The organism is Candidatus Thermoplasmatota archaeon, assembly GCA_018814355.1.
In the GTDB taxonomy this organism is placed as follows: Archaea; Thermoplasmatota; Thermoplasmata; order UBA10834; family UBA10834; genus COMBO-56-21.
The window spans coordinates 1-23,481 of record JAHIZT010000113.1; the positions used below are offsets into that span (position 1 = coordinate 1).

At 57.2% G+C, this 23,481-nt stretch carries 16 protein-coding genes and 1 tRNA gene; 12 read left to right on the forward strand and 5 right to left on the reverse strand.

What is annotated here, in order from left to right; genetic code table 11:
• On the reverse strand, positions 1-362 hold a 362-nt coding region (locus tag KJ653_08115; GenBank protein MBU0685794.1), incomplete at its 3' end, for a hypothetical protein.
• A gap of 30 nt (positions 363-392) precedes the next feature.
• Entirely contained in the window at positions 393-2,033 is a 1,641-nt protein-coding gene (locus tag KJ653_08120) for a radical SAM protein (GenBank protein MBU0685795.1), read from the reverse strand.
• Between the two features lie 223 nt (positions 2,034-2,256).
• Here KJ653_08120 and KJ653_08125 point away from each other — a divergent pair, with 223 nt between their 5' ends.
• Positions 2,257-3,693, forward strand: a complete 1,437-nt coding sequence (locus KJ653_08125; GenBank protein ID MBU0685796.1) for an NADP-dependent malic enzyme — start codon at positions 2,257-2,259, stop codon at positions 3,691-3,693.
• A gap of 62 nt (positions 3,694-3,755) precedes the next feature.
• Here KJ653_08125 and KJ653_08130 read toward each other — a convergent pair whose 3' ends face one another.
• Positions 3,756-4,022, reverse strand: a complete 267-nt coding sequence (locus KJ653_08130) for an elongation factor 1-beta (GenBank protein MBU0685797.1) — start codon at positions 4,020-4,022, stop codon at positions 3,756-3,758.
• A gap of 10 nt (positions 4,023-4,032) precedes the next feature.
• Positions 4,033-4,200: a DUF1610 domain-containing protein gene (locus KJ653_08135; protein MBU0685798.1), complete on the reverse strand. Its 168-nt coding sequence runs from the start codon at positions 4,198-4,200 to the stop codon at positions 4,033-4,035.
• Positions 4,201-4,347: 147 nt separating this feature from the next.
• Here KJ653_08135 and KJ653_08140 point away from each other — a divergent pair, with 147 nt between their 5' ends.
• The 8 genes from KJ653_08140 (at position 4,348) to KJ653_08175 (ending at position 14,130) form a co-directional block, all read left to right on the forward strand.
• On the forward strand, positions 4,348-4,839 hold the full coding sequence (locus KJ653_08140; protein ID MBU0685799.1) for a flavodoxin domain-containing protein: 492 nt from the start codon (positions 4,348-4,350) through the stop codon (positions 4,837-4,839).
• A 249-nt stretch (positions 4,840-5,088) separates the two neighbouring features.
• Positions 5,089-5,232, forward strand: a tRNA-Lys gene (locus KJ653_08145).
• Between the two features lie 87 nt (positions 5,233-5,319).
• Positions 5,320-5,577, forward strand: coding sequence for a DNA-directed RNA polymerase subunit H (locus tag KJ653_08150; protein ID MBU0685800.1), 258 nt, complete (start codon positions 5,320-5,322; stop codon positions 5,575-5,577).
• A gap of 4 nt (positions 5,578-5,581) precedes the next feature.
• Complete coding sequence (locus tag KJ653_08155) at positions 5,582-9,172, forward strand: DNA-directed RNA polymerase subunit B (GenBank protein ID MBU0685801.1); 3,591 nt, start codon at positions 5,582-5,584, stop codon at positions 9,170-9,172.
• The gene (locus KJ653_08160; protein ID MBU0685802.1) at positions 9,169-11,964 is read left to right on the forward strand and encodes a DNA-directed RNA polymerase subunit A'; all 2,796 of its coding nucleotides are present in this window, start codon (positions 9,169-9,171) and stop codon (positions 11,962-11,964) included. Before KJ653_08155 ends, KJ653_08160 begins: the two co-directional genes overlap by 4 nt.
• 5 nt (positions 11,965-11,969) lie before the next feature.
• Positions 11,970-13,421: a DNA-directed RNA polymerase subunit A'' gene (gene rpoA2 / locus KJ653_08165; GenBank protein MBU0685803.1), complete on the forward strand. Its 1,452-nt coding sequence runs from the start codon at positions 11,970-11,972 to the stop codon at positions 13,419-13,421.
• The gene (locus KJ653_08170; protein ID MBU0685804.1) at positions 13,418-13,693 is read left to right on the forward strand and encodes a 50S ribosomal protein L30e; all 276 of its coding nucleotides are present in this window, start codon (positions 13,418-13,420) and stop codon (positions 13,691-13,693) included. Before rpoA2 ends, KJ653_08170 begins: the two co-directional genes overlap by 4 nt.
• An 11-nt stretch (positions 13,694-13,704) precedes the next feature.
• On the forward strand, positions 13,705-14,130 hold the full coding sequence (locus KJ653_08175; protein MBU0685805.1) for a NusA-like transcription termination signal-binding factor: 426 nt from the start codon (positions 13,705-13,707) through the stop codon (positions 14,128-14,130).
• On the opposite strand, the gene KJ653_08180 is transcribed toward KJ653_08175, so the two are convergent.
• The gene (locus KJ653_08180; protein ID MBU0685806.1) at positions 14,117-15,202 is read right to left on the reverse strand and encodes a radical SAM protein; all 1,086 of its coding nucleotides are present in this window, start codon (positions 15,200-15,202) and stop codon (positions 14,117-14,119) included. The two genes, KJ653_08175 and KJ653_08180, sit on opposite strands and share 14 nt — an antisense overlap.
• 110 nt (positions 15,203-15,312) lie before the next feature.
• Between KJ653_08180 and pyrF the strand changes: the two genes are divergently transcribed.
• From pyrF to KJ653_08195, 3 genes are all read left to right on the forward strand, one after another.
• Entirely contained in the window at positions 15,313-15,954 is a 642-nt protein-coding gene (pyrF, locus tag KJ653_08185) for an orotidine-5'-phosphate decarboxylase (GenBank protein ID MBU0685807.1), read from the forward strand.
• 155 nt (positions 15,955-16,109) lie between these two features.
• A complete protein-coding gene (locus tag KJ653_08190) occupies positions 16,110-22,670 on the forward strand; it encodes a carboxypeptidase regulatory-like domain-containing protein (protein ID MBU0685808.1) in 6,561 nt (2,186 codons plus the stop codon).
• Positions 22,667-23,470, forward strand: coding sequence for a hypothetical protein (locus KJ653_08195; protein MBU0685809.1), 804 nt, complete (start codon positions 22,667-22,669; stop codon positions 23,468-23,470). The genes KJ653_08190 and KJ653_08195 overlap by 4 nt, the downstream gene beginning before the upstream one ends.
• The last annotated feature ends 11 nt before the right edge of the window (positions 23,471-23,481 follow it).

Here is a 23,481-nt window from a genome sequence, read left to right on the forward strand (position 1 = left end):
ATGAAGGAGATGTCCTCTGCTCGGAGACGCTCATCTGCCTTCTTTGCCTCCGCGATGGCATACCTCCTCACGAACGCGGTGTCCGCCACGGCTGAGACAATCATCCTCGCAATCGGGTAGCTCAGGAGCTCCACGGTCGCATCGACCTTGGAGGCCATGGGGTGGTCGTCGATCTTGCCCTCGTCTAGGGCCTCCATCACCCTGTCCCTTCCCAGGTAGCGCGCGCGCTCGTACGCCACTCCAGATACGAGCTGATCAAGCGATACCTCTGAGTCCTTGAGGTACTTTGCTGACTCCTTCAAGAAAGGATACTTCGCCGATGTGACGACATCCAAACCGGGCCTCTCCCCCTTCTGCTTCACTCAAATCAGGAGTTACATACTAGATACTGTCTACTGCACCTTGTGTACATTTCCGATGGTCAGGTGAAACTGCGCTGACGCCAAGGCCTTCGGCTCGTCGAACAGTTGCCAGAGTTCATCAGCGTTAGAGAACGGCCTCCTCCTGACGATCGCCATGGCTCTCTTCTTGCCCACTCCGGGGACTGCCTGTAGCATTGATAGCGTTGCGGTGTTCACGTCCGTGGGATGGACTATCCCCGACAAGCTTCTGATGGCCTGGCTGGTCACGGCGACGTCCACCTTCCTGCCTATATCGACCGGATACGGGACGGATACGAGCAGCGGATAAGTCCCGACCTGCCTCCCGAAGGTCCTGCCGCCCTCTCGCAGCTCCATGTACAAGGATTTCAGCACAGTCCCATCGGGAACTAGCTTCTTGAGAAGCGGGGCGTCTATCTCTGACCGGACGGCGCGCTTGAACTTCTCGAAATTCGCCTTGGAGACGACGCCGGGGAACTCGCTCCTCGAAGGGATCACCTGACGGATGTTGATCCTCCTTAGCAGGAGTCCTTCGGACACTACCTTTCTGAGGAATTCTAGATTGAGCCTGTAGGTCTCCTTCGATTCCCCCTCGAGCCCGCAGAGGAAGTTGATGCCGGGAAGCGCCAAGGGCAATCCGGACGGGCCTCTGGCGGCTCCAATCTCGTTCACCAATCTGACAGCCTCCAATGTCTGATCAGCCGTAGCATTGAGGTTGTTCTCGGCGGCCACCTTGGGGTCTGCAGACTCGAGCCCGAACGCCAATACATTGCCGCTCGTGCAGAACTCAGCGATGGCCTTCGTGATCTCTCTGGACTCCCTCGGATGCTCGGCTATGACCGCAGGGTTCGCATTGTCCAGATGAAACACTTCTGGCCTGACGTTGTCTCTGATCCCTCTCAGGAGCTGTGAGATGGCTTCGGGATTGGGCGTAGGCGTCTCGGTCTCACCGATCTCATCAGACATGTAGCAGTAGACACAAGACTGCGCCCCCAGCCTGAAGTTGCGGACGCCGACTCTCGAAAGCGCATCCACTTCATCCAGTATCTCGGACGGCTTCCGGAAGATCACATCTCCGAACAATGGCTCGATGCAGAACCTACAGCCTCCAGTGATGTACCTCACACAACCGCGATACATCTGGACCTCGGCGATCAACGGCCCGCCGTGGTCGGGGTGGAGAGCGGCAGCTTCCGCCCCTTTGACGAGCCAATCGTTCCATTCCTGCTGAGTTCTCCTCCTCTGGACGAATTCGCCATGAACGACGAGATCGTGAACGGACGCTTCGAAGTCGCTTGATGAGATGTGGTCGAACGCATCCCTGAGCATGGATGGTGCGTGATCAGGATCCGCTCCCAGGCTGGCAGCGATCGTCCCTTTGAATGAAGCTGCAATGGTTGCGAGTTCCCGATTGCTCGCAGGCATCCCTCTCAGATACTTGCCTGGGACGGCGATGTTCCTGATGACGGCCAGCAGATCGGTCTTGTCGAACCTGACAACACCAGCTCTCCACTGGTCTATCGTCGAGTAGCGGACCTCCGCTCCGGCGCTTCGAAGAGATCCGTAAGCTAGTCGCGCATTCGGTGATATGAACGGCGGAACCCCGAGACATGCAGGCTCATCCGTGTATCCGTCAAGGACTAGTGCCCTCATCGCCGTCGAGAAGCCTTTTGGTCTGGTTATATGTTCTGTTCTCGACATTTTCCAAGCTTCAATCAGCAGACCCTGCGAAGGCATCTCTTCTCGTTACGTTCGCAATGTATTAATCGGCGGAATTCTTTGCCGAACAAGCAGAAAACTTCCTGTCAAGTTGCTTGATTTGGGAAACCAAATCGACGACTTTCGAAATCGGACGAAATACATGGGGTAGATTCGAATGGCAAAGAAATCCAAGCCGGCCAAGAAGAAGGCCGTGAAGAGATACGTGAAGAAGGCTCCTGCCAAGAAGAAGGTCTTTGGGAAGCCACTGGAGAAGGTCTCCGTGGATGTGCTGCTGAAGAAGGCGTACGAGCCCGCTCGGCTCGCGATGATCTATCACCCGTTCTACGAAGGGAAGATCGAAATCGTCCCGAAGTGCTCCGTATGGGACTTCAGCGCCTTCGCCGTGTGGTACACACCTGGCGTTGCGGAGCCATGCAAAGCAATCAACAAGGACAAGGACCTGTCATATGTGCACACGAACAGGTGGAACACGGTAGCTGTCATATCCGACGGAACACGAGTCCTTGGCTTGGGCGACATCGGACCTGAGGCGGGACTGCCGGTCATGGAGGGCAAGTCCCTTCTGTTCAAGTACCTCGGCGGCGTGGACGCGTTCCCGCTCTGCCTGGGCACGAAGGACCCTGACAAGATCATTGAGACGGTCAAGATACTGCAGCCATCACTGGGCGGTGTGAACCTTGAGGACATCTCGCAGCCGAAGTGCTTCTACGTACTCGAGAGATTGAGGGCCGAGTGCGAGATTCCAGTATGGCACGACGACCAGCAGGGTACTGGCACAATCGTTGCCGCAGGCGCAGTGAACGCCGCGAAGGTCGTCGGCAAGAAGCCGTCCGAGATGAAGGCCGCATTCATCGGCGCGGGCGCTGCGAATATCGCCATCTCGAGGATCATGCACCTCTCCGGCTTCAAGTGGGAGAACATGGTCATGTGCGACTCCAAAGGCACGCTGAACATGAGCAGGTGCGACGAGACGAGGAAGGATTACAAGGAGAAGCTGTTCATGTGCGAGCACTCTAACAAGGAGCAGGTCATGGGCGGCCCCGCTGACGCGATGAAGGGTGCGGACATACTGGTCGCTGCATCGAAGCCAGGGCCCGGCACGGTAAAGCCCGAGTGGATCAAGGGCATGGCCGATGACTCGATAGTGTTCGCAACGGCGAACCCGATCCCCGAGATATGGCCATGGGAGGCGCTGGATGCAGGAGCGAATGTAGTCGCAACTGGCAGATCCGACTTCCCGAACCAGGTCAACAACTCCCTCGGGTTCCCTGGCATATTCAGGGGAACGCTAGACGTGAGGGCCAAGACGATCTCGGACTCGATGTGCGTCGCTGCGGTCATGGAGATCGCCAAGACGGCCGAGGACAACGGCCTCAACCAGAACTACATCGTGCCCACGATGGACGAGTGGGAGGTCTTCCCGAGAGAGGCCGCCGCTGTCGGCATGGCCGCCATCAACGAGGGCATCGCGAGGATCAAGGCCACAAGGCAGGAGCTGTACGAGAAGGCCGAGGCCATCATCGGGCGCGCGAGGAAACAGACCAAGATGCTCATGAAGACAGGGTTCATCAGGCCGCGGCCAAAGGCCTAAGCTGGAGAAAGACTCGTCAAACCCCTTCCGAAAACCTTTCTTCGTTTCTGGTTTCTTGATTCTCAGAGCAGCCCCATCTCGACAATCTCGACGCTCTGGACTCCAGGCACCTTCGAGATGGCATCCTCGACCTGATCCGCGCCACCCTTCTTGTCGTCAATGACGATCAGGACATGCAGCGCCTTCAGACCGAATGCCAGGGGCCTCTGCTCTGCAGCTCTCAACCTCGCACCGTCAGGCAAGGCATTCTTGATATCTCCTTCGAGCTTAGTGAGGTCAACTTCCAGCCCCTCGGGTAGGATTCTGTACTGCAAACCGACTTCTCCCACGGAAAACACCTCAGGGTCCTACGAATCCGCACTCAGGGCACTTGTAATGGACGCTCTGGTCCCTGCAATTCATGCACCTTCCGATCGTGGCCTTCCCGCAGCTCGGGCACAGGAACGTGGTCTCCATCTTCCTGACCAAGCGGACGCCACATGAACTGCAGATCTTCTCCTGGCTCATCAAGTCTCTTCGACCTCGGGTCTGAGGTAACGACTCCGTATATATAATGATACTAGTGTGACTTGTGTGACGGCGAGGGCTGATACGAATCGGGAAACTACATAGGAGTCCATCGCGATTCAGTTGAGACCATCGGGGGAAAGAAATTTGAAGGGGATCGTAGTATACGACAGCTACTTCGGGAACACGAAGAAAGTGGCAGAGGCAATCATCGAGCAGATCAAGTCTGAGGGTCACGAGGCGGAGCTCCGGAGCGTGAGGGAGGACTATCCATCTCCTCCGCAAGGGGACTTCATATTGGTCGGGTCTCCCAACAGAATGGGCGGAGTGACTGGTAGGATAAAGCGCTACGTGAAACACCTTGATCTCTCGGTATGGAAGGACAAGCCGTTGGCCATATTCACGACCGTGGCCTCCCATCCAGAAGGCGAAGTGACCGAGAAGGAGAAGAGCAGCTACGAGAGGTGGGCTCTGAGAGCTGGACCCAAGCTCAGGGATAAAGCCAAGGACCACGGGCTCAACGCAGTCGACAAGCTGCTGTACGTCGAGGTCAAGGGTCAGAAAGGTCCGTTGGCCGACAACGGGGTTGAGCAGACAAAGCAGTTTGTACACGAGTTCCTTCAGGCAATCAAGAGATGAGGGGCCAGTAGTCCCACTGCAGCGGATATCGAGGATGCTCGCCTTGGACCGTAGCAATGTGTCGCAATCGGAGGGTTCATAATGATTTCCCAGAAATCGAAATTTATACTGCGTTAATTAATTTAATTCGGCCGAAATAAATACGAAAAACCCCCCTGCCGACCAAGAAGCTCGGATTCCAAGAAATCATTATATATGCGAAGTGTCTACACGGCCTGCTAACGCAGCCTAGGGTATCCACGCCGCCCAGGGCCCGTAGCTCAGCTAGGTAGGAATCTCATGCATTTTCGGTGTATTAGACTCCCTAGAAAGAGCATCTGCCTTTTAAGCAGGTGGCCCGGGGTTCGAATGACTATGCCTAACAGACTAGTCTCGGAAATCCCCGCGGGCCCGCCGGGCGTCGTCCAGGGCGAGTCAGGGGAGATGGTTCGGATGAAACGCGCTTTCGCGGCGGATCCCGGGTTTGCGGGGTGAGAGTAAATGGCCGAAGAATTTAACGTCTTGGAGCATGAGCTCGTTCCTGAGCATCATCTCCTGCCGGAGAAGGAGGCCGAGAAGATCTTGAAGGAGCTGAAGCTCACGAAGGACCAGCTCCCGAAGATCAGACTCGCGGATCCATGCATACGCGTGCTCGACGCGATCGTGGGACCAGTGGAAGAGGGAATGGTTGTGAAGATTGTAAGGCGCAGCGTGACCAGTGGGGAGAGCGTCTGCTACAGATTGGTGATTAGGGGGTAGGCCCTTGAGAGAACTTGTTGAAACCTATTTCAGAGAAAGAAGCATTGTGAACCATCACATAGCTTCCTACAATGACTTCCTGCCGACGATAGACCACCCGAACAGCAGGATGCAGAAGATTGTCGACAACGTCCGGTCATCGCCAGACGAGACCGACAGAGGCATCATCAGATTGGATCCAGACCGCACTGAGGGCAAGATAATCGAGATCCACATTGGGCGCAAGAGGGACGAGAAGACAGGACAGATCGACACGAACGCCCGCCCGACGATCACAGTTGCGAGGCCGTTGATCAAGGAGGCCAACGGCGCCACGCACGACCTCTTCCCGATGGAGGCCAGGCTAAGAAACCTGAACTATTCTGCTCCTATGTATCTTGAGTTCAATCTCGTCGAGGACGGCATCGAGAGGGAGCCAGAGAAGGTCCACATAGGGGACCTTCCAGTCATGATAATGTCCAAGAAGTGCAACCTGCACAAGGACAACATAGAGATGGACAGGGAGCCCACTCCAGAGGAGCTGCGCAAGTTCCATGTGGCTCAGGGCGAGGATCTCTGCGACGCTGGCGGATACTTCATCATCGGAGGTACCGAGAGGGCGCTCATTTCGCTCGAGGATCTCGCTCCGAACAGGGTCATGGTCGAACTGAACGAGCGCTATGGCACCAGCCTGCACGTGGCCAAGGTGTTCTCACAGAGGGAAGGTTACAGGGCGCTCACTCTGATGGAGAAGAAGAAGGACGGCATGCTGGTCGTGTCCGTCCCTGCCGCCTCCGGACAGATACCATTGATAGTGCTAATGAAGGCCCTCGGGATGGAGAGCGACGAGGCCATCTTCAAGGCCATCGTCTCCGACCCGCAGATGGCGAACATCGTCTACGCCAACATGGAGGAGTGCCAGAACAAGAAGCTCTACCCTCCGAACGGCATCTACACCACCGAGGATGCGATTCTCTTCCTCGAGCGGAAGTTCGCGACGGGCCAGGCCAAGGAGTACAGGGCGAAGAAGGTCGAGAGCATCGTTGACCGCTCTTTGCTGCCGCACCTGGGCGACACTTCCGATGTGAGGTTGAAGAAGTCCATCTTCCTTGGAAGAGTCGCAAGAACGATACTTGAGCTTGAGCTTGGTCACAGAAAAGAGGACGACAAGGACCACTACGCAAACAAGAGGCTGAAGCTCGCAGGCGACCTCATGGAAGACCTTTTCAGGGTCGCATTCACGAACCTGATCAAGGATCTGAAATACCAGCTGGAGAGGGGCTATACTCGCAAGAAGGGCCTCAAGATATCATCTGCGATCAGGCCCGATCTGCTTACGCACAGGTTGCTGCACGCGTTCGCCACGGGCAACTGGGTTGGTGGAAGGGCCGGTGTCTCGCAATTGCTGGACCGCACCTCCAACATGAGCGCTTTGTCTCACTTGCGGAGGATCACGTCCCCGCTCACCAGGAGCCAGCCTCACTTCGAAGCGAGAGACCTGCACCCGACTCAATGGGGCAGGCTGTGCCCGAACGAGACTCCTGAAGGCCAGAACTGCGGCCTTGTCAAGAATGCTGCCCTGATCATCGATGTCTCTGAAGGGTTCGATGAGAAGGAGGTCATCTGGCTTCTCAAGGACCTTGGCGTCAAAGAGGTCGGGGAGCAGCAGACGACTGAGGTAAGGGTCTACGTCAACGGAGATCTCATCGGTCTGCACGACAAGCCAAAGGAGCTCGCTGAGGAGATACGCCAGAGGAGGCGCTCCGGGCTGTTGTCGTCCGAGGTCAATGTGCGCTTCGACGACAACATGAACGAGATCATTATCAACTGCGACGAGGGCAGGTTGAGGCGACCGCTGCTCGTCGTCCGCCACGGCAAGACAATGCTGACGCACAAGCACATCGAGGACATGCGCTCCGCGAAGACCAGGTGGTCGGACCTGGTCAGAGAGGGCGTCGTGGAGTGGATCGATGCCGAAGAGGAAGAGGACACATACATCGGCATGTTCGCCTACAAGACGCCACAGAAGTGCGAGCACTGCGGAAAGTTCCTGTCAGAGATCGATGTAGAATGGCGGAATCCCGGCGACGAGGGCAAGATCACGCTCGAGTGCAAGTCATGTGGCGGCACGATGCATGTCGATTCTCAGCTCTCCGATGAGCACACTCACCTCGAGATCGACCCGATGGTCATACTCGGCTGTTGCTCGGGCCTTGTCCCGTATCCAGAGCACAACTCGAGCCCGAGGGTCACCATGGGTTCGGGAATGGCAAAGCAGTCGCTGGGCCTGAGCTCCTCGAACTACAGGATCAGGCCGGACACGCGCAGCCACTTGCTCCACTATCCGGAGAAGCCGCTAGTGACGACCAAGGCAATGGATTTCGTCGATTTCAACAAGAGACCCGGCGGCCAGAATTTCGTGGTTGCCATCGTGTCCCACGGCGGATACAACATGGAAGATGCAGTCATCATGAGCAAGTCATCTGTCGATCGTGGCCTTGGCCGCTCGACATTCATGAGGACATACAGAGCTGAGGAGCGCAGGTACCCTGGAGGCCAGGAGGATCACTTCGAGATCCCGAGCCCCGATGTAAGGGGAGCTCGCGCTGACCTGTCCTACAGCAACCTCGGTGAGGACGGGCTCATCAGCCCCGAGACGAAGGTCGACGGCGGGGATGTGCTCATAGGGAAGACCTCACCGCCGAGGTTCCTTGAAGAGGAAGCGGACTTCCTCACACCTCAGAAGAGAAGGGAGACCTCCGTCACCGTCAGGCCTGGCGAGAGCGGCTGGGTCGACAATGTCATGATGACAGAGTCCGAGAACGGCTCCAGGCTCGTGAAGGTCAAAGTCCGGGACGAGAGGGTCCCGGAGCTGGGAGATAAGTTCGCTTCCAGGCACGGCCAGAAGGGAGTCATCGGCCTGCTGGTCCCGCAGGAGGATATGCCGTTCACCGAGGACGGCATGACGCCTGATCTGCTGATCAACCCGCACGCAGTCCCGTCGAGAATGACCGTCGCCCACGTCCTGGAGATGGTCGGCGGAAAGCTCGGCTCGATGGAAGGCAGGTTCGTCGACGGCACTCCTTTCAGCGGCGAGAGGGAGGAGGCCATCAGAGATGCGCTCGTCAAGAACGGCTTCAAACACAACGGCAAGGAAGTCATGTACGATGGCGTCACGGGAAGGAAGATCGAGGCCGAGCTGTTCATCGGCGTCATCTACTACCAGAAGCTGCACCACATGGTCTCTGGCAAACTGCATGTGAGGAGCAGAGGCCCGGTCCAGATACTCACGAGACAGCCGACCGAGGGACGGTCGAGACAGGGCGGTCTCAGGTTCGGTGAGATGGAGAGGGACTGTCTGATAGGTCACGGTGCCGCGATGGTCATCAAGGACAGGCTCCTCGACGAGTCCGATGGGACTCTGCAGTACGTCTGCGGCAATTCGAGCTGCGGTCACATAGCCATTCTCGACAGACGCGGGACGCTGAGGTGCCCGGTCTGTGGCAACAACTCGAAGATATACCAAGTCCAGACCTCGTACGCGTTCAAGCTCCTGCTCGACGAGCTTCTGTCGCTTGGTGTCGCAATGCGGCTGCAACTGGAGGATCTGAAATGAACGTCACCGGCGTAACCAAGCGCATCGCGGCGATCAAGTTCGCGCACCTGTCGCCAGATGAGATACGCAAGATGTCCGCGACGAAGATCATCACCGCCGACACTTACGACGATGACGGCTTCCCGATAGACATGGGATTGATGGACCCGCACCTGGGTGTAATCGAGCCCGGGCTGAGGTGCAAGACCTGTGGCAAGAAGGTGGACGAATGCCCGGGGCACTTCGGACACATCGACCTGGCGATGCCAGTCATCCACGTAGGCTACGTGAAGGAGATCAAGAAGCTGCTCCAGTCGACCTGCAGGTCCTGTGGCAGGCTGCTGCTGACTGGCGAGCAGGCCGACGAGTACAGGAAGCAGCGGGACAAGATGGAGGAGCTCGGAGCCGACACGCTCGACCAGGCCACCGTTGCGAAGGACACTGCCAGGGACGCCGCTGCGAGGACGACTTGCCCGCATTGCGGCACGGTCCAGCTGAAGATCACGCTTGACAAGCCCACCACCTTCAGAGAAGAGGGGCACAAGCTCACTCCGAAGGAGGTCAGGGAAAGGCTCGAGAGGATCCCCGACGGGGACCTGACCTCTCTGGGCATCGACCCATCGGTCTCAAGACCTGAGTGGATGATCCTGACGGCCTTGCCAGTACCACCTGTGACGGTGCGGCCATCGATAACGCTGGACTCCGGAGACAGGTCTGAGGACGATGTCACCCACAAGCTGGTCGATGTTCTGAGGATCAACCAGAGGCTTAGGGAGAACAGAGACGCGGGTGCTCCCCAGCTAATTGTCGAGGACCTTTGGGAGCTCCTGCAGTACCATATCACAACGTACTTCGACAACCAGACATATGGGATACCGCCAGCCAGGCACAGGTCCGGCAGGCCCCTGAAGACGCTGGTCCAGAGGCTCAAGGGCAAGGAGGGCAGGTTCAGGTCGAACCTGTCTGGAAAGAGGGTCAACTTCTCCGCGAGGACTGTGATCTCTCCCGACCCCATGCTGTCGATCAACGAGGTGGGAGTGCCTGTCGAGGCTGCGAGGGAGCTCACTATCCCGATACACGTCACAGAACGCAACCTTGCTAGAGCCAAGGAGATGTGCTCGCGCGGACCCGCCCCTGCGGGACCAGACTACAAGGCCGGTGTGAACTACGTCATCCGCTCGGACGGCAGAAGGGTCAAAGTCACTGACAAGAACGCGGAAACGGTCGCTGAAACGATCGAACCTGGCTATGTCGTGGAAAGGCACCTGGTCGATGGCGACATCGTGCTGTTCAACAGGCAGCCGTCGCTGCACAGGATGTCCATCATGGCCCACGAAGTGCGCGTGATGCCTCACAAGACATTTAGGTTCAATCTGTGCGTTTGCCCGCCGTACAACGCGGACTTCGACGGAGACGAGATGAACCTTCACGTGCTCCAGAGTGAGGAGGCACGGGCTGAGGCGACGGTGCTCATGAGGGTCCAGGAGCACATTCTGTCCCCGAGGATGGGCGCTCCAGTCATCGGCGGCATCCACGACCACATCACCGGTTCGTTCCTGCTGACGCACATGGACTCCAAGTTCACGAGAGAGGAGACGCTCAGGATCGTGGAGAAGATCGGCGATGTCAAGCTGCCGAAGCCCAAGGCGTCCGACGGGGTCGATTACTGGACCGGCAAGCAGCTGTTCAGCCTGGTCATACCAACGGACCTGCACATGACGTTCAAGGCATCCATCTGCCAGAAGTGCCAGACCTGCAAGAAGGAAAAGTGCGAGCACGATGGCTTTGTCGTGATCAGGCACGGGAAGCTGCTCACGGGCACCATCGATGAGAAGGCCATCGGAGCATTCAAGGGTCGCATTTTGGACAAACTGTCCAGGGATTACGGCCCTGATAAGTCGAGGGAGTTCATAGACAAGGCTACGAAGATGGCGATAGGGGCTATCATGGTCAGAGGCTTCACGACTGGCATAGACGACGAGGACATCCCGGACCAGGCCAAGCGCGAGATAGACGACGCGATGACTCAGGCGAAGATGAAGGTCGAGGAGCATGTACAGGCTTACAGACGCGGAGAGCTAGAGCAGATGCCCGGTCGGTCTCTTGAAGAGACCCTGGAAGTGGAGATCATGAAGGTCTTGGGTAAGGCGAGAGACACGGCGGGTCAGATTGCAAACCGCCACTTGGGCTTGGAGAACTCCGCGGTTATCATGGCCCGGTCAGGTGCGAGGGGTTCCATGCTGAACCTGTCGCAGATGGCGGGTGCCATCGGCCAGCAGGCGGTACGAGGCGAGCGTCTGTCCAGGGGATACTGGAACAGGACCCTGCCGCACTTCAAGAAGGGCGACCTGGGGTCCGAGGCGAGGGGTTTTGTAAGGAACTGCTACAAGAGCGGACTGAGCCCTTCGGAGTACTTCTTCCACTCGATGGGTGGCAGGGAGGGGCTGGTCGACACTGCGGTCAGAACGTCCAGGTCCGGCTACATGCAGAGGAGACTCATCAACGCGCTCGAGGACCTCAAGGTCATGCAGGACGGGTCCGTGAGGAACACGGCCGGAACGGTCATTCAGCTCAAGTACGGTGAAGACGGGATCGACCCGACCAGGAGCGTCGGCGGAGACCCCGTTGATATCGACGACATCATCCTGACAGTGCTGGGAAACCAGGGAGAGCTGATCGCCAAGGTCCAGGAGAAGGGCGCCCTCAGCTACGGCATCCAGGATAGGGACCTGCTAGAGACACCATCAGAGGAAGGAGAGGCCGAGACCGAGGAGCCCGATTTCGAGGCCGGCGGCGGCTCAGAGGAGGGATGATTGCCATGACCGCTAAGGATGCATTGGAGGTCTTCACCAGGAAGGGCGTAGATGACAAGACCGCTCAGAAACTCGTGGACGACGGCTACACCTTCACGAAGGTCGCGAGAGCGACTGACAAGGTCAAGAGGGAACTCGAGAAGATGCTCGGTGAGAAGAAACTGAAGCAGCTCCTCGACGCGGTCAAGACCAAGGAGCGCATGCCGAGGAAGAAGAAGGAGAAGCCGCTGAAGAAGCCTGTGTTCTCCAAGAAGACTGTGCTCCCGGTCAAGACGAGGCCGGCGACTCCTCTCGAGACCAAGCTTAACAAGATGCTGGGGAAGAAGGAGAGGCGCCTCTCTCCGCTGGTCGTCAGTGAGATAGCTAGCAGACTCGAGGGCGTGGATGTCCCGGACAAGATCCTTGACAAGATACTCGATCTCACGTTTGAGAGGTTCCAGACGCACATGGTGGACCCCAACGAGAGCGTGGGAATACTTGCGGCCCAGAGCATCGGGGAGCCCGGCACGCAGATGACCATGAGAACGTTCCACTACGCTGGTGTCGCCGAGATGAACGTCACGCTGGGTCTGCCCCGGCTGATCGAGATCGTCGACGCGAGGCGTGTCCCGAGCACTCCGATAATGGAAATCCATCTGGAGGATGCCGTCCAGAATGACCTGGAGAAGGTCAGGAACATCGCATCCAACATCGAGCGCACGACCCTGATAGACATTGCGGATGTCGATACGGACATCAACAGCATGGAGGTCGTTGTCAAGCTCGACAAGAAGAAGATGGAGCGCAAGTCCATCACGCCCGAGGAGGTCCTGAGGAAGATCAACAAATCCAAGGGCATCAAGGGCATGGCGGAGATGCGCGAGGCGGCCATCGTCATCAAGTGCGATGAGCCATCATACAAGAAGCTCCAGAGGATCTCCGAGGACACTAAGGCGTGCCCGATCAAGGGAGTGGAGGGCATCCAGAGGGCCGTCATCAGAAGGATTGGAGGCCATTTCGTCATCTACACTGAGGGCTCCAACCTCGAGAAGGTGCTCGAGATAGATCATGTCGACAAGAAAGGAACAACTACCAACAGCATACTCGAGATCTACGAGGCGCTGGGAGTCGAGGCTGCCAGGAACTCCATCATCAATGAGGCTTCCAAGACGCTCGAAGAACAGGGTCTCACCGTGGACATGCGTCACATCATGCTCGTTTCAGACCTCATGACGAACGACGGAGATGTGAAGGCCATCGGAAGGCACGGCATATCCGGTCGCAAGTCGAGCGTGCTCGCGAGAGCGGCGTTCGAAATCACATCGACCCATCTGCTCCGCGCTGGAATAACTGGCGAGGTCGACACCCTTGAAGGCGTTGTAGAAAACATTATAGTGGGTCAGCCAGTTACTGTCGGTACTGGCGCAGTGAACTTGGTGTGGGCACCGGCGAGCAAGAAGGAAGGTGACAAAGAATGATTGACGTCGTACGTGCTCTGAAGACGGCTGCGACCACAGGCGACGTTAGGTTCGGCCTCGCGGAGACCAAGAAATCAGTCAAGAAGGGAGAGGCCAAGCTCGTCGTTGTCTCGAGCAACTGCCCGGACAAATCCGTCGTTTCAGGCTCGTTGCCGAAGGTTCTGGTTTTCAACGGGACGAACGTGGAGCTGGGGAGCGCCTGCGGAAAACCGTTCCCGATATCTGCGCTGGCAATCGTAAGCCCTGGAGAGTCCAACATACTCTCCGCGTGATGAGTGGTCAGATGGGAGATATCACATTTACCGAGGACACGCTCCGATACATCTCTCTTTTCGAGAAGATCACGGGCACGCAGGTCAAGGACTGCCTCGAGACCGAGGAGAAGCTGGTGTTCGTCGTAGAGAAGGGCCAGGGCAGCAGGGCCGTTGGCAAGAAGGGGGAGAACGTCATCCGCCTCAAGAACCTTACGGGGAAGAACATCCACGTGATAGAGTACTCGGAGGACCCTGAGACATTCATCAAGAACGTATTCCACACTTATTCCGTTCAGAGCGTCACGATCGAGGACCGGGGAAACATCATACACGCGACCGTTACCGTGGACCCGAAGGTGAAGGGGAAGGCCATAGGCAAGAACGGCAAGAATCTCAGGATCGCCCGCGAGGTCGTGAACAGGCACCACAACGTCCAGAGCATCAGCGTCGCTTGAGCGGCGTCCGCTCCACCTCGAGCCTGTCCGCAGTCGGATATTCCTCAACTATGTACGCGGGCGGTTCAAGCTCGTCCGCAATCTCCTCCAGGATCCATGGAGCGATCTCTAGCCTGTTCTTCTCGTAGTCGCTCCAGATCAGTCTGCCGGGGACATCGAATGTCTTCATTATCCAGGCCGCGGTCATGGATATGTTGTCGGTCTCGATCACCCCTTTCAGCAGGGTGCCGTCTCTCGTAAGAATCTCGTGCGGTCTGGCCACGTTCCTCGCCCTTCTCATTATCCTGCGCCTGAGTTGGACGCCGTCCTTGAAGGCGGATGAGCAGTAGTGAAGCGGAATGTCTGTCTCGAGGTGGAGAAGGTTAAGGGCCAGTTCCTCGCTCCCACTAACACCGGAAGATATGTCGTTCTCCTTCTTTGTGTCGAACCCTAACGCCCTGAGCGACCGCCAGTTGGTCTCCGAGAACTCGAGCTCGTTCAGGTTCACAAAGTCGAGCTTCGCAACATCGGCGAACGATATCGCGCTCACCAGATCGTCAGTCTTCCCGGGGATGACAGGAATCTCAAGACCGACCTTCATGCCGAGCTTCTTCGAAAGCGCCGCCGCCTTGGCGAATTCGGTCTTTTCGAGTCTCTTCCAAAGGCTCATGGGCGGATGGAACCTTATCTCATCCAGGCCGGCCTTTGCAACGCGTCTGATCTTGTTGGCGTCCGTGCTCGAAGTGTATAGGTGGATTTGATGGCGTTTCCCGAATCGTTTCTTCAGCGACTTGATGCAATCGACGGTCCGGTCAATGGCCTCTAGCGGATCGCCTCCCGTAACGCCCGTCCCGAGAGCATCCATGAGCTCGGCCTCGTCGATCACTCCTGAGGCATCACTGACCTTGCGCTCGTTCGCGAAGAAGACGTCCTTCCCCCGTTTCTCGGCGGACAAGGGGCAGTAGCAGCATCTACGGGCGCATCTGCCAGTAACGAGCAGCACCAGCTTTGCTCCTTTCTCGCAGAGGACGCAGCCCTCAGGAAGCCTTCCCGTGTGCGCCGACCCCCTTGGCATCTTCTTGACCTTCTGCATGCAGTTCGTATGAATCTCGGGGTAGTTGAAAAGATGTGCCGCCGGCAAGGCCTGTGAAGCACGCAAAGATTAACCAACCGACCGACGATATACCGCGCGGGGAGGCACTCATGCAGAAGAAGACCAGGATAATCCTTGCACTGGATGTCACATCGCACGCAGACGCACTGCGTGTGGTCGACGCCGTCAAGGACTATGTGGACGCCATCAAGATAAACTGGCCGCTGATCCTCGCGGCCGGACCGGACATCATACAGGAGATGTCCAAGGTCAAGGACGTCATATGCGACTTCAAGATCTCCGACATCCCGAACACTAACAGGCTGATCGTCGAACAGGCGATGTCCAGAGGCGCGAGCGCGGTCATATGCCACGGTTTCGCCGGAGAAGACTCGGTAAAGGCGTGCGTGGACGCCGCCAAGGGGCAGGTTTTCGTCCTGACGGAGATGAGCCATCCGGGCGGGAAGCAGTTCACGGCCCCTGTCGCGGACATGCTCGCAGCCATTGCTAAGGCTGCAGGCGCCAGAGGAATAGTCGCCCCCGCAACTCGGCCGGAGAGGGTCGCCGTGCTCAGGAAGATCATAGGGAACTTGGAGATCATCACTCCAGGCGTAGGGGCACAGGGAGGCAAAGCATCAGATGCCATCAGGGCTGGAGCCGACTACATAATAGTTGGAAGGGCCATTTACGAGGCCGCGGACCCCAGGGACGCTGCCAAGAAACTGGCCGACGAAGTCAGGGGAAGTACTTGAGGACGGGCATGGTCAAATAACCATGTTCCAGACGATGACAAATATTGACATGCCAGATGACGCGTTTCTCGATGTCGATTTCCCCCTCCCTCGCAGATAACGTATATATAGCACTCTCGGTATCGGTGAGCTACTATCACCAGGTGGCATAATCTTTGGCCGAGGCAAGGGAGATCCCTGCTAGGTCCTTTCTGTCCATCAAGAGGGGGGACGGGAGGCCGAGCGAACTAGGGAAGTGGTTCAGGGCGAATTGGGCTGCCCTGGCTATGCTCTTCTTCATCTTCACTCTTGCGTTGTTCATGCGTTCGTACTTCGGCTACGAGATGGCCTCCGACAACGGATACATCGTGTCTGGTGGCTCCGACTCATACTACTGGCAGCGCATCATCGACTACTCTGCAGATACAGGCAAGCAACTGTATTGGGACCCGCTGATTAACTACCCGGACGGGATCAGGAACCCGCGTCCACCTCTGTTCAGCATGTCCGTCGTCGTACCCGCCGTGATCGCCCAGGACGCCTTCGCGTCGCTTCACGATTCTCTGGGCTGGACATTCATGTGGTCCACTGCATTCTGGGGCGCACTGACCGTCATCCCGACCTTCTTCGTCGGAAAAGAGGTCTTTGGCAGAAGGGCGGGGCTGGTCGCGGCCTTCTTCCTGGCGATCATGCCGAGCCATGTCCAGCGGAGCGTGTTGTCAAATGCGGACCATGACTCGTTCATTCTGTTCTTCATAGTCCTCACGTTCTATTTCCTGCTCAAGGCCGTCAGTGTCCAAGACCATAGGAAATGGGTCGAGAATTGGAGGAGCCTGAGAAGCATAAAGGGTGGTCTCAAAGACTACTTCAGGAACAGTAAGACCGCAGTGCTGTATGCCTTCATCGCGGGAACGTCCTTCGGCGCGGTCATCATGGCCTGGGTCGGATTCGGCTATGCTGCGGTCCTCATCCTGGCGTACTATATCATCCAGGTTTTCCTGAACAAGTTCAAGAACACCGATTCATTGAGCGTCACGCTCATCGTTATGATCGCAATGGGTTTCGGATACCTGATATCCTTCCCGGTGTACTATGAGCAGACCCTGATTCAAGTCAGATTCGATGTCCCTGTTTACCTGTTCCTCGCCTCGATGTTCTTCGGGATGATGTTCGTCATCTCGAGAGACTTCCCCTGGACCCTGACACTGCCTGCAATAGTGTCGATTCTGATTGTCGCAGTGCTCGCGATTAACGTTGTCGATCCATCACTTGGCCAGGCTATCTTGAGCGGCCAGGGATACTTCGTCAAGAACAAGCTGTACTCCACAATCGCAGAGGCGAAGGCCCCGATGTTCAGCGAGGTCGCCATGGGGTTCGGGATGGTCACATTCTTCATGTCTCTGATCGGCCTAATCTGGGCCATCACCAGGCTTCCGAAGCACGCGACTGCGCCGTACATCTTCATAGTCGTCTGGCTCGGTGCCGCCATATTCATGGCAATCTCCGCTGGCAGATTCATGTTCAACGCGGCACCTGCGTTCGCCATTGCGTCCGCCTGGGTGTTGGTCGTGATCGTCGATAAGCTCGATTTCAACAGCGTCCGCAAGTCGCTCGTGGGAGCCAGTGGCTCCTACCTGCATGTATTCAGGAAGAGCGTGAAGGTCAGACACGTCGTCGGCGCTCTTTTCCTCGCCTTCATGGTCGTCCTGCCCAACGTCTGGTATGGAACCGACGCAGGCATCCCGTCCGAGCGCAAGGCCGCGCTTGACAACGAGATATACTCGAGCTTGCCTGATTTCATGAGGCCCGGATCGTACGATCAGGCGAACGGCACTGTATGGTACTTCGGGGCATTCGGCTACTCTCTCCCGCTGCCGAAGTACTACTTCCCGACCGCATGGGCTTGGTTCGCGGATCGTGATTCCGATATACTGCCGGAGTCCCAGCGGCCTGCATACGTGTCATGGTGGGACTACGGATTCGAAGCCGTCCAGGCGGGCAAGCACCCGACTGTGGCAGACAACTTCCAGAACGGTTATCAGATCACAGGTAACATCATAATGTCGCAGAGCGAGGCCGAGGCAATCGCGTTGTTCGCCTACAGGCTGCTCTCAGCTGGGATCGCTCACGACCCGCTCGTGAAGGACCAGCTCTACGCCCTGATGGACAAGTACGATATCGACAAGGACCGGATGAACCAGATCATGTTGGGCTCGGGCAGGCAGCTTGCGGCTGAGATACTGGCGGATCCATTGGTTTATGGCCCGATGTCTGAGGATATCAGCGACGCCAACGCGAGGATAGTCACCGCCAGAGTTGAGCTCACGAAGCTCAGCCTCGACGACCTCGTCAGCTTCTACGGCGAGGTGTGCGATGTCACGGACTGGGAAATAAGATACTTCAGCGTCGACTCAAGAATGTTCCCGCGCTCGGGTCAGGACACGGGCATCTTCTACGCTCCTGCGAAGCTCTCGGACAGGCGCATCACTAGGGGCTCCACTCCGATTGACTTCTTCGAGATCAAGGCGATCGACATCTACGGTGCGTCATACGCAATCGAGGATGTCACCTCTGACATGCAGATAATCGATTACCAGCTGGAATACAAGGACATGTTCTACAAGAGCATGTTCTACAGGGCCATGGTAGGCTACTCTGGCACGGACATCGGCCAGACGAACGACGGCATACCTGGGCTATCGGGATCGGCGAGTGATTATACGCCTGCTCCTGGCTGGAACCTGACACACTTCAGGGTGGTCTACAGGACCGCTTACTACAACCCGCTCACACTCGACAACCCCGACTTTAGAGAGGGCTGGAGGGCCATCAGCTTCGAGGAGGCCGCTGTACTCAAGGAGAAGATCCAGGCGGGCGAGGCCCAGGGGTATATCGACGATTCCGCGTCGAACTACTACAGTGCTGGTGTGGTCTTCTTGGAATACTACAAGGGTGCCTACCTGAACGGCACTCTGAAGACAGAGCAGGGCTACCCAGTGGCTGACATCAGCGTGACCATCCAAGACGAGTACGGGATCCCTCACATGGTGACCAAGACGGATGAGAACGGCCATTACTCGCTCCTGGCTCCGTTCGGAAATCTCACGCTGACATTCTCGGGCGGCAGCACCAACAATATCGGATTGAAGGGCGCGAACACTATTGCGACCTTATACCTCAATGTCACCGACGACCAGGCCATGAGGAAGTCTCAGGATCTGGACGATGATGGTGTGATGGACTACATCATAACCAAGGATTTTGTCATGAAAGGCACATCGATTTCAGGAGACATCTTCTGGGACCTCAACAGCGACGGGAACTACACTGCCGACAAGGACGAGCTGATTCCTGCGGTGACGGTGTACATGACCGAGCTGAAAACGAACACAAGCCTCGTGGTCAACGCCTCTGACGGTTCCTTCGACGAGACGATGCCCCCGGGCCAGTACGAAATTTTCGCAGACTTCCTCCGTCTGAACCTGACGATGGGCCATTTGGTCAATGTCACACCAGGCCAGAAATCTGTCCAGAAGCTCGCCATGAAGGCGAGCGAGCTCGTGGGGACGCTATTGAGGACCGATGGCCTTCCAGCTGAAGGCGCCGCCCTTGTCATCGTGGACACATACACTGGCCTCAGGAAAGAGACCACGACGGACAATAATGGCAACTTCACATTCTCAAGGATCACGGGCGGGAACTACATCCTCAACTATCGGGACGGAGGTGAAGTGGTCTACAACAACCGCTTCGCAATCTCCCCAGGAGATACACTGCAGAGGACATTCACACTCGTGGCGGAATCCAAGATGACATACAGGATTGTAAGCGGTGGCATGCCTGCATCGCACGCCGTCTTTATGGTCTCGAACAACTACGATCAATCCACGATCGTGTCCGGTCTCTCAGACGCGTATGGACTGGTCGAAGTTACGATCCCGAGAGGCGTCTGGACTCTATATGCCACTTCCTTCGACGGAACCAACAAGTATGCAGGGGCAACCGTCATCGACACCACGATGACAGGTTCTGCATCGGGCACGCTCACATTGGACCTCGGGGCAAGTAGTGTGGCAGGGACTCTCAGGAGCCCCAAGGGCTTGCCGCTGAGCGACACCTACTTGGTGTTCGAATCCGCAGACGGCGCAAGAATCCCTGTCATGACCGGAAGTGGTGGGTCCTTCAACATCGTGCTCCCGAGCGGGACATACAAGGTTACGAGTGCGAGCATTAGCGAGCAGGGCATACTCTCCGACACGGTCGTCGTCAAGTGGCCATCCACCACCAGCCTCCAGTTCACGATGAGCAGCGGCGTGCTCGTCACCGCCACCGTCTGGTTGGACAAGGATACCTCAGGGGGATTGATGCCTTCTGAGCGCGCGATCCTGTCAGAGCTCCGGGTCACAGATTCAGGAGGAAGGACGCAGACGACGATGACCTCCTCCGACGCCACCTTCAGTATGGTTTTCCCCGAGGGCTCCCCGGCCACGGTATCGCTAGGAGTCTCGGGATATTCTCAGTGGTCCCAGAGCATGACGCTTTCAGGCGGCAATCCGTCGTTCGACCTGGTCGCTACGCCGGACCTTCTGTCCGTCTCGGGCCTGGTCACATATGCCGATGTCGGCGTGAGGGGAATCGAGGTTTCCTTCGTGCCAGACAATGTGCTCATGTCAATCGTCAAGACTACCACTGGTGCTAACGGGTATTACAGCGCCCTCGTACCACCATCGTCCTACAGAGTTGTGGTCGACCAGGCCTCGACGCCTATGGGCGGCGAGAAATACATGTTCGACCAGTCAGCGACGTTCCAGCCCTCCGGATCCGGAGCCGCGTACGATATCCAGCCTGTCAAGAAGGTCGAGATGTACGGCAACCTCTTGGGCGCATCCACCAGCATTCAGCTCAGACTCAGCGGGCCCGAGCAGAAGAACCTGACGCTCTCGTCCATAAACTACCATGTTTATCTCCTGCCAGGCACCTACTCTGTGTACGCTTCCGGCAAGACAGGAAGCGACACATTTGTCAACACCAGCCTCGTGGAGCTGTCGTTGACATCACGCAACTTTGACTTCAACCTCCAGAGGGCGCATGCGCTCTCGGGCGTCATCAGGTTGGACTCGTCGTCTGTTACCAGACCGGTGACGGTACTGGCTACAGCCTCTGGGGGCGAGGTGATCACCGCTCAGTCCGACACGGCTGGCAGATACTCTCTCCAGCTGCCTCCTGGATCCTATTCGGTTCTGTATCTGCTCGAGGACGTGATGACGGAGGGCTCGAGATCGGTCTACATCCAGTATTCCTCGTTGCAGACTGTCACAATGGGTTCTGTGGACATGGGCGTAAGCCCGAGCCTGACTCTGGAGCTCGACAACACGACCTTCCGCGGGACTGTGGTCGGCCCCGACGACACGCCGGCCCAGGCGTACGTCGAGCTGATTGCTAACAGCAGGTTCGGTGAGAGCGTCTCGTTCATGACGGACGCCTTGGGCGTGTTCGATGAGAAGGTCCAGCCAGGGGATTACACCATCCATGTCACTAGGCTCCAGGACAAGAGGTCTTACCTGTCGACGGTGACCCTCACCAGGAACATCCCGAGAGAGCAGACCATAGAGCTCGCTGACGGACGCTACCTGACTGGCACAGCCTTGATCGGCGACCAGGGAGCCCCTCTGGACTTGTCGCTATCTAGCGGCTCTGCAAAGCTGAATCTAGCGTCGGCCGACGACGGCTCCTTCATGGCGCTCGTGCCCGGCGGAGCGAACTATACTATCGCATCTTCAACAACGAGGGTCGAGCATAGCATGAACGTGTCCTATTCCGGTTCTTCCAGGTTCTATGTGGGCAACACCGACATTTTCGTGGAGTTCGAAATGAACAGGGACACGAAGCGCGGCGTGTCTGTCTCTTGGGATAGGGCTCTGACACAGTCCGCGGCCCCAGGGGTCAAGGTGACATATGCGGTTACAGTCGTGAACACAGGGAACATCGAGGATACGTTCCTGGCGACTTTCACAGGCACAGGGTTCGATGTGTCGTTCTCACCGTCCCAGTTCACGCTCGACTTCGGGACCAACAACAAGCAGACGATGATGGTCGATGCTACGGCAGGCAACACGCTCCCGGCGGCGGATATAATGGTGATATGCCTTGTGCGCTCAAAGACACTGAGTTCCACGAGGGCCGACCTGACGCTCTACGTTGACATTGCCCAAGTGCACGGCGTCCAGGTGACCAACCTTAACCAGTCCGCGCCAGTCTCCTCGGCCAATACCATCACGAAGTTCAGGGTCAACAATACGGGCAACGCGCCCGATGTCATAGCAGTTTCAATCGCAAACAAGGATGCATTGACGTCACTTGGCTGGACTGCTCAGATCCTTGATCCAGACACCGGCCTGGTAGTGACGACTTTCAATCTCTCTGCGTTCGGCTCGAAGGAGCTCAACGTCAGTTTCACATCCATCCGGGCCGACGCCGATCCGTCCGCCCAGGCTTACGTGCTTGCATCCTCGACACTGAACGCGGGCGTGAGCTTCTATGGCTCCGTGCCGGTCATGGTCCCAGATCTGTCAATGGGCCTAGGCGATATCCAGGTGTCAAGGAAGGATATCTTGTACCAGCTCGACCTCAGCAACCTGTATGTCAACACGGGCCTTGTTGTGGCGCTGGGGGTACTCATGGTATCGTTCTTCGTGCTCCGGAAGAAGAAGGGCCTCGGGGGAGGTGCGAAGAAGTGAGCCTGCGGATCTCTATGACCAGGATGGTAATCGCGGCTTCGCTCATGCTGCTACTGGCCATGCCCTCTGCGGCGATGTTGCAGCTCGCTCCAGATGCCAGAGCCTATAGCGGGATAACCATCGACCTGGACCGCCCGGCGTTTGCCGGGAAGGAACGGACGGTCCAATGCACACTCACTGTCGCGGGCGGTCCCGCCAGCGATTTGTCGGGCAACTACTCCTATAGAATCGAGATCACCGGGAAGAACACGACGGGCTCGTCGGCTACCCCTAGCTCAGGCACGTCGCTCTCGGGCGTCTGGGGGCTCAGCATCACGATGCCCGACCGCGCCTCTCAGACCATCAAGATCAAGGTGAACGCATCGTCCAGGAATGTGGCCACGAATGAGGTGAAGTACCTGGAGAACGAGTTCGCGGTCAAGGTCGTTGACCCCATCGTCATCAGGGCGGAGATTTTCAACAACGGCCCTGTGGACGCTCTGAACGTAACTGCCAAGTTCTTCGCGGACGGCGTGCTACTGCACACACAGACCTTCAATCTGTCAGCCAACTCCTTGACGGCCCTGATATACAACTGGACTTTCCTGAAGATCAAGGAGGGGAAGCATGTCATCACCGTCTCCATCGACGACTCCGGCAGTGTGGTGGAGTTCAGCAATGGGAACAACATGTTCTCCCAGACGTTCTATGTCGAGCAGACCAGCAACCCAATAGGCGGCGTACTGACGATTGCGGTGATCATATTGTCCGTGTTCGTCGGGCTGATGTACCTGCAGAAGCCCATAAGACGCAAGAAGTAGTGGCCTGAAGG